The organism is Pseudomonas brassicacearum, from assembly GCF_003732225.1.
GTDB lineage: Bacteria > Pseudomonadota > Gammaproteobacteria > Pseudomonadales > Pseudomonadaceae > Aquipseudomonas > Aquipseudomonas brassicacearum_E.
Genome location: NZ_MOBJ01000003.1, coordinates 111,720 through 119,096, shown reverse-complemented (window position 1 = coordinate 119,096; position 7,377 = coordinate 111,720). Strand labels below are relative to the sequence as shown.

8 protein-coding genes are annotated in these 7,377 nt (G+C 61.1%); 1 reads left to right on the top strand and 7 read right to left on the bottom strand.

What is annotated here, in order from left to right; all coding sequences use genetic code 11:
* The 6 genes from BK659_RS03540 to BK659_RS03515 form a co-directional block, all read right to left on the bottom strand.
* Positions 1-566: HupE/UreJ family protein (locus tag BK659_RS03540; RefSeq protein WP_123424075.1), on the bottom strand; the 566-nt coding region annotated here is incomplete at its 3' end.
* Positions 567-604: 38 nt separating this feature from the next.
* Positions 605-1,219, bottom strand: a complete 615-nt coding sequence (ureG, locus tag BK659_RS03535) for an urease accessory protein UreG (RefSeq protein WP_123423747.1) — start codon at positions 1,217-1,219, stop codon at positions 605-607.
* Positions 1,220-1,242: 23 nt separating this feature from the next.
* On the bottom strand, positions 1,243-1,917 hold the full coding sequence (locus BK659_RS03530; RefSeq protein WP_123423746.1) for an urease accessory protein UreF: 675 nt from the start codon (positions 1,915-1,917) through the stop codon (positions 1,243-1,245).
* A complete protein-coding gene (ureE, locus tag BK659_RS03525; protein WP_123423745.1) occupies positions 1,914-2,414 on the bottom strand; it encodes an urease accessory protein UreE in 501 nt (166 codons plus the stop codon). Before ureE ends, BK659_RS03530 begins: the two co-directional genes overlap by 4 nt.
* Before the next feature lie 231 nt (positions 2,415-2,645).
* On the bottom strand, positions 2,646-3,278 hold the full coding sequence (locus BK659_RS03520) for a TetR family transcriptional regulator (RefSeq protein WP_123423744.1): 633 nt from the start codon (positions 3,276-3,278) through the stop codon (positions 2,646-2,648).
* 157 nt (positions 3,279-3,435) lie between these two features.
* A complete protein-coding gene (locus BK659_RS03515) occupies positions 3,436-3,912 on the bottom strand; it encodes a hypothetical protein (protein ID WP_123423743.1) in 477 nt (158 codons plus the stop codon).
* A 388-nt stretch (positions 3,913-4,300) separates the two neighbouring features.
* Between BK659_RS03515 and BK659_RS03510 the strand changes: the two genes are divergently transcribed.
* Complete coding sequence (locus tag BK659_RS03510; RefSeq protein ID WP_123423742.1) at positions 4,301-6,376, top strand: AsmA family protein; 2,076 nt, start codon at positions 4,301-4,303, stop codon at positions 6,374-6,376.
* A gap of 56 nt (positions 6,377-6,432) precedes the next feature.
* Here BK659_RS03510 and BK659_RS03505 read toward each other — a convergent pair whose 3' ends face one another.
* Positions 6,433-7,359 carry a LysR substrate-binding domain-containing protein gene (locus BK659_RS03505; protein WP_123423741.1) on the bottom strand — a complete coding sequence of 309 codons (927 nt, stop codon included), beginning with the start codon at positions 7,357-7,359 and terminating at the stop codon, positions 6,433-6,435.
* Positions 7,360-7,377: the final 18 nt, after the last annotated feature.

The following is a 7,377-nucleotide window of genomic DNA, read 5'->3' as shown; positions in this document are numbered from 1 at the left end:
GCGAGCAACCAAACCCCGGTCGCCGCCGAAGCTGCACCCGCTACCCGAACCAATGGCGCAGCGGCCTGAGGCAATACGCGCACCAGCGCATAGCCGGCGGCATGCAGGGCTGCGGTCGCGGCGACGAAGCCTGCGGCATACGCCCAAGGGCTGGACATGTCCGGCAGCTCCAGACCGTGAGCCACGCCGTGGAACAAGGCAAACAGCGCCGTCGCGCCAATCGCCAGGCTCAGCGGCGGACGCACCGCCAATGCCACGGCCAAGCCCAGCGCCAGTACCGAAGCGGCAATCCCGCTCTCCAGCGCTGGCAGGTTCAAGCCTTCAAACCCGAGCATCCCGCCAATCAGCAGAGTGCCGACGAAGGTGCACGGCAGCACCCAGCGCGCCGCGCCTTGTTGTTGCGCGGCCCACAACCCGACGGCCAGCATCGCCAGCAAATGGTCGAGGCCGCCGATCGGGTGGCTGATCCCGGCCAGCAAGCCGTTGTCGCCATGGCCTGGGTGGGCGAAGGCCAGTGCGGGCGTGAGCAGCAGAGCTGCGGTGGCAAAAATGCGTTTGAGTGTCATGAATAAGCTTCCTTGTTGATAACGCGTGTGGATAAGTATCAGGCTGCGCTCAGCAGCCCTTGGCGCTCGATGAAGGCGATGATTTCTTCAAGGCCCTGGCCGGTTTTCTGGTTGCTGAAGACGAACGGCTTGCCGCCGCGCATGCGCTTGGTGTCGCTGTCCATCATCGACAGCGACGCGCCTACCAGTGGCGCCAGATCGATCTTGTTGATTACCAGCAGGTCGGATTTGCAGATCCCCGGCCCGCCCTTGCGCGGCAGCTTGTCGCCGGCCGAGACGTCGATCACGTAGATCGTCAGGTCCGAAAGTTCCGGGCTGAAGGTCGCCGACAGGTTGTCGCCGCCGGATTCCACCAGAATCAGATCGAGGCCGGGAAAGCGCCGGTTCAGCTGATCCACCGCTTCGAGGTTGATCGACGCATCTTCGCGAATCGCCGTGTGTGGGCAGCCGCCGGTTTCCACGCCGATGATCCGCTCGGGGGCCAGGGCTTCGTTGCGCACCAGAAAATCGGCGTCTTCGCGGGTATAGATATCGTTGGTGACCACGGCCAGGTTGTAGCGATCACGCAACGCCAGGCACAGGGCCAGGGTCAGCGCGGTTTTGCCGGAACCGACCGGGCCGCCGATACCGACGCGTAGAGGTTGTGTGTTCATGTGCTTCTCCAAAATAACAGGCCCTAGGAACGAAACAGACGGCTGTACTGGCGCTCATGGGCCATGCACGCCAGGGACAGGCCGAAAGCGGCGCTGCCGTAATGTTGGGGATCGATGCTTGAGGCGTTTTTCTGTGCCTGTTGCAACAGCGGCAGCAGTTCGCTGGTGAGACGTTGTGCGGCTTGCTGGCCCAGCGGCAAAGTCTTCATCAACACCGCCAATTGATTCTCCAGCCAGCTCCAGAGCCAGGCGGCCAAGGCATCTTGTGGGGTGATCTGCCAGGCGCGGGCTGCCAGCGCCCAACCAAGGGCCAGATGCGGTTCGCCGCGATGTGCGAGAAAGGCGCGGGCGGGGTCATCCAGTTCCGGTAAGCCATTGAGCAGTTGCTGCAGGGAATAGCCCATTTGCCGGCTCTCCTGATGCAACTCGCGGGTTTCCCGGCTGGCGCGGTGTTCCTCACAGCGTTGTAGCAACTGTGGCCAGTCTTCATTGGCGGCGGCGGTGCAATGGGCGAGCAACAGCGGCGCTTCGAAGCGCGCCAGGTTGAGCAGTAACTGATCGCTGATCCAGCGTTTGGCGGATTCCGGATCGCTCACGCGGCCATTGTCCACGGCCATTTCCAGGCCTTGGGAATAGCTGTAGCCACCAATCGGCAATTGCGGGCTGGCCAGGCGCAGCAACGCCCAGGCCGGGTTCATGTGCGTACGCCGAACTGGTGCAGTTTCGGCGGATAGTTGAAATCTTCATCACCGTGGCGTGAATGATGATGACCACCGCCATAGGCGCCGTGCTCCGGCTGGAACGCGGCTTCGATGTTTGCGGTCTGCGCGCCCAACTGTTCGAGCATGGCTTTGAGCACGTAGTCGTCGAGCAGGCGCAACCAGCCGTCACCGACTTGCAGGGCAACGTGGCGGTTGCCCAGGTGATAGGCGGCGCGGGTCAATTCGAAGGCGTTGGCGCAGGTGACGTGCAGCAGTTGCTCGGGACGGGCGCAGACACGCACGATGCGGCCGTCTTCGGCCTCCAGGCATTCGCCGTCGTACAGCGGCGGCTGCCCGCGCTCCAAAAACAACCCGACGTCTTCACCTTCGGCACTGAAACAGCGCAGACGGCTTTTACTGCGCGCCTCGAAGTTCAGGTGCAACTCGGCGGCCCAGACGGGTTGAGGCTCGATTCTGCGATGAATCACCAGCATTGGAAGGCTTCCAGCAAAGGACAATGCTCAGGCTAGAGCAAGGGGCTTGCCAATCGGCCGAGGCGTAGGAAATCCCTGTCAGAGCGTAGAAGATGTTTCTGAATGTTGCGTGATTTGCGGGTGAGCTGGGTGAAGTTGGTGCGTGAGGGGTTTGTATGCACCCATTTGTGGCGCATGAAAAAGATCGCAGCCTGCGGCAGCTCCTACGAAGGAAGGCGATCTTTGATGGGATTACTCGGTGCTGCCCAATCCTTGCCAATGCTTCAAGCCGATAAAGATAAAGCGCAGCTGCTGAGTGATCTTCGCCTGTGGCGTCAGGTGCTCGGGCAATGCCTGGGCGGGTGGGTCGATGATGTCGGGGAGGGTGGCAAACACACTTTTGACGATCAGGTCGGCCATGACCGACAACCCGGCGAAGTCGAGGTGTTGCAGCTTGGGCATCAATGACAGGTCGGCGGCCAGGTCCGAGCTGATGTTCTCGCGCAGTTTGCCGATAGCCAGGCGCACCGGCAGCGAGCCACCATATTGTTCGCGCGCCAGAAACAGGAACTGCGAACGGTTGGCCGCCACCACATCGAGGAAGATTCGCACCGAGGCGTCGATGATCCCGCCCATGACGAATTCGTTGTGGCGCACCAGGCGGATGGTTTCGCGGAAGGTCTGGCCGACTTCGCTGACCAGTTCCAGCCCGAGCTGATCCATATCGGCAAAGTGCCGGTAGAAACCGGTCGGGACAATGCCAGCGGTTTTCGCCACTTCACGCAGGCTCAGGCTGCCGAATCCTCGGCCGCACTCCATCAGGTGGCGGGCAGCGTCCATCAAGGCGTTGCGGGTCTGTTGTTTCTGTTCGGCGCGGGGCAGCATCAGGCGGCTGACTTCTAATCAAGGACAGCGGCGCACTCTAGCAAATCAGCTTTGCTGGCGTCGAACTTGAATAAAGGAGGGTGAGGCGGGGAGTGCGGCTTACATAAAGTCAAAGCCCGATCCAGGAGATCGGGCTTTTTTCCGGGCCAGCATGGTCTTAGCTCAGGCTAGCGTTGCGTTCGATCACGCGGTCACCACCACTTTCAGCCAGGGTTTGGCCTTGTGGGGTGTGGTCGGAACCGTCAGCGGCCAGGGTCTGACCTTGTGGTGTGCGGTCGGATCCGTCGGAAGCCAGGGTTTGACCTTGTGGAGTGCGATCGGAACCGTCGGAAGCCAGGGTTTGACCTTGTGGAGTGCGGTCGGATCCGTCGGAAGCCAGGGTTTGGCCTTGTGGAGTGCGATCGGAACCGTCAGAAGCCAGGGTCTGACCTTGTGGTGTCTTGTCGTAGCCGTCCTGAGTGATCAGGCCTTTTTCTTTCAGGCGTTCGTTACCGTTGGCACCGTCGGCAACCGTTTGGCTATAAACCGAGTGGCTGGATTTGACTTGCGGAGTTGCCTGATCGGCAGCTGGCAGGGCAAAAGCAGTGCTGGCTAGCATCGAGAGGGTCAGGCTAAGCAATATTTGGCGTTTCATGATCGGTTGCTCCTTGGGAGGGCGATAAAGTGGGTACGAAGCTAATGCTACTCTCGGTAAGTCGATATAAAAGTTCATAAAGACAATGGTAATAATCAACGGAATTGATTGTTCTGCGGAAAGCCTCTAGAGCGGACGTTTCCGGGGAGTGCTTTTGCACCGAGGTGGGTATTTTCGACTCACTTGCGGGTCGGAAAAGTGCGGGGCGAGTAACGAAAAGCTGTCTGGATGGTCAGGGAGTTTGGCTTTTTAGCGTCTGAAAGGGTTTTTGCGTTAAACCTGCGGGCCATTTGCCAGTCGTAGTTCCTATAATCAGCCGATTTTTGGCCTACCGTTTCATGCAGGCGTCGCAGTTCGGGCGCTGAATCGTAATCAGGAGCTCCGTGCAATGACGCGCACTCGTAAAATTCTCGCCTGGGTTTTCGGCAGCCTCGTGCTGCTGATGGCCCTGCTGGTGGTGATCATCGCGTTCTTCGACTGGAACCGGATCAAACCGCCGCTCAACACCAAAGTCTCCGAAGAACTGCACCGCCCCTTTGCCATCAACGGCAACCTGACGGTGGTCTGGGAGCGTGAAGTCGAGGAAGGCGGTTGGCGCGCCTGGGTGCCATGGCCGCACGTGGTGGCCGAGGACTTGAGCCTGGGTAACCCGGACTGGTCGAAAAAGCCGCAAATGGTCAGCCTCAAACGCGTCGAGTTGCGGATCTCGCCGTTGGCGCTATTGGCGCAACGGGTAGTGATTCCGCGCATCGACCTCACAGAGCCGAATGCCGACCTGCAACGCCTGGCCGATGGTCGCGCCAACTGGACCTTCACGTTCGACCCGAAAGACCCGAACGCCGAACCGTCCCGCTGGGTGGTAGACATCGGTGCAATCGGCTTCGACAAGGGCCACGTCACGCTCGACGACCAGAGCCTCAATACTCAGCTCGACCTGCTGATCGACCTTTTGGGCAAGCCGATTCCATTCAGCGACATCGTTGGCGATAAAGCGGCGAAGAAAGCCCTGGAGAAGGGCTCGGCGCCGCAAGACTATGCGTTCGCGCTGAAGGTCAAAGGCCAGTACCACGGTCAGAAACTTGCAGGCGAAGGCAAGGTCGGTGGGCTGCTGGCATTACAAGACGCAGCCAAACCGTTTCCGTTGCACGCGCAAGTGAAGATCGCCGACACCAGCGTCGAGCTGGCCGGCACCCTGACCGACCCGCTGAACCTCGGTGCGCTGGACCTGCGCCTGAAACTGGCCGGCACCAGCCTGGGCAACCTCTATCCCCTGACCGGCGTGACCCTGCCGGCTTCGCCGCCTTACACCACCGACGGTCACTTGATCGCCAACCTGCGCGCGCCTGACGGTGCAACGTTCCACTACGAGACATTCAACGGCACCATCGGCGGCAGCGATATTCACGGCGACCTGACGTATGTCGCCAGCCAGCCGCGGCCCAAACTCAGTGGTGCGCTGATCTCCAATCAACTGCTGTTCGCCGACCTCGCGCCGTTGATCGGCGCCGACTCCAACGCCAAGCAAAAGGCCCGTGGCGGTGAAAGCAAGCAGCCGGCGGACAAGGTGTTGCCGGTCGAGGAGTTCCGTACCGAGCGCTGGCGTGATATGGACGCCGATGTCGAATTCACCGGCAAGCGCATCGTTCAAAGCGAGAAGCTGCCGTTCACCGATCTCTACACCCATCTGGTGCTCAGCGATGGCCAGCTCAGCCTGGAACCGCTGCGCTTCGGCGTGGCGGGCGGAAAACTCGACGCGCAGATTCGTCTGAACGGCCGTGTCACGCCGCTGGAAGGGCGGGCGAAACTGACCGCTCGCGGGTTCAAACTCAAGCAGCTGTTCCCGACCTTCGAGACGATGAAAACCAGCTTCGGTGAACTCAACGGTGACGCCGACCTTGCAGGTACAGGCAACTCGGTGGCGGCGTTGCTGGGCAGCGCCAATGGTGATCTGAAGATGTTGATGAACGACGGTGCAATCAGTCGTCAACTGATGGAGCTGGCCGGGTTGAACGTCGGCAATTACGTGGTTGGCAAAATCTTTGGCGACCAGGACGTGAAGATCAACTGCGCGGCGGCCGACTTCGGTATCAAGACCGGTCTGGCAACCTCCCGGCTGTTTGTGTTCGACACCGAGAACGCGATCGTCTACATCGACGGCACGGCGAACATGGCCAGCGAGCAGCTCGACCTGACCATCTCGCCAGAGTCCAAGGGCGTGCGGCTGATCTCGTTGCGTTCGCCGCTGTATGTGCGCGGCAAATTCATCAAGCCGGATGCCGGTGTGAAGGGTGTGCCATTGATGCTGCGGGGCGCGGGGATGGTGGCGCTGGGGGTGATTGCAGGTCCGGCGGCGGGGCTGCTGGCACTGGTGGCGCCGAGTGGCGGCGAGCCGAATCAGTGCGTGCCGTTGCTGGCGCAAATGAAAGAGGGCAAGGCACCGGTGACGGTCAAGCCGAGCAAATAGTCGGCTGCAAGTGATCTTACCCGCGCGGGAACGATCATCGCAGTCAGCGGCTGCACCTACAGGCGTTCGCGTGATGGCTGCGATTTTGGCAAGAGCCCCGAAAGCTTTGCCTCTTCATCCAGCCATTGAAAAAACGCCCGCACCGGTGGATGCCGTTCGCGTCCGGGTACACACAGTGCGCTGTAGCCGGCGCCGTCCACCTGAACCTCAGGGCGATAACCGACCAGCAAACCACTGGCGACACTTTCCGACACCAGAATATTGCTCGCCAGCACCAGGCCCTGGCCGGCAATCGCCGCTTGCAGGGCGTAATGCTCTTCGTCGTATTCACGCGTGACGGGGTGGTGACTTAACCAGGTTTCCCCGGCTTGTGCGCACCAGGCTTCCCAGCCATGGGCGTAGAGCCTGGAATTGTGCCAGTTCACGCTGATCAGCGTCGGTGGCCGGCTGCCAGCCAGCGCGACTTGCTCGGGCGAACCGTAGACCCCGAATTGCTCATCGAACAGGCACTGGCCGTAGAGGTTCGGATAGTCGTCGAGGCTGTAGCGGATCACCAGGTCGACGCTCGCGTCCTGATGCAGGTCGATGACCTCGCAGTGGGTGTCCAGTCGCAGTTTGATGTTTGGGTGGCTGGCGTAAAACCGTCCCAGACGCGGCACCAGCCACAACGTGGCAAAGGCTGCCGTGGTGGAAATCATCAGCGTGCTGCCGCTGCGTTGCGGGCGCAGGGTGTCGACGCTTTGCGCCACTTCGAGCAAGGCGCCATGCAGGCTGCGGAACAGCCGCTCACCGCAGTCGGTCAGTTTCACGCGGCGCGGCAAGCGCTCGAACAACGGCACCCCGAGCCAGTTTTCCAGCGAACGGATTTGATGGGAGATCGCCGTCGGCGTCACCGATAGTTCATCGGCAGCCGCTTTGAAGCTCAGCAGCCGTGAGGCGGATTCGAACGCGCGCAGGGCGGTGAGGGGGAGCGAGGCAAACATCCGGAAGACTCCAAGGAT

Coding starts and splice junctions, on each gene's coding strand:
- ureG (WP_123423747.1), bottom strand. CDS start 1,219: ATGAACACACAACCTCTACGCGTCGGTATCGGCGGCCCGGTCGGTTCC.
- BK659_RS03530 (WP_123423746.1), bottom strand. CDS start 1,917: ATGAACCCGGCCTGGGCGTTGCTGCGCCTGGCCAGCCCGCAATTGCCG.
- ureE (WP_123423745.1), bottom strand. CDS start 2,414: ATGCTGGTGATTCATCGCAGAATCGAGCCTCAACCCGTCTGGGCCGCC.
- BK659_RS03520 (WP_123423744.1), bottom strand. CDS start 3,278: ATGCTGCCCCGCGCCGAACAGAAACAACAGACCCGCAACGCCTTGATG.
- BK659_RS03515 (WP_123423743.1), bottom strand. CDS start 3,912: ATGAAACGCCAAATATTGCTTAGCCTGACCCTCTCGATGCTAGCCAGC.
- BK659_RS03510 (WP_123423742.1), top strand. CDS start 4,301: ATGACGCGCACTCGTAAAATTCTCGCCTGGGTTTTCGGCAGCCTCGTG.
- BK659_RS03505 (WP_123423741.1), bottom strand. CDS start 7,359: ATGTTTGCCTCGCTCCCCCTCACCGCCCTGCGCGCGTTCGAATCCGCC.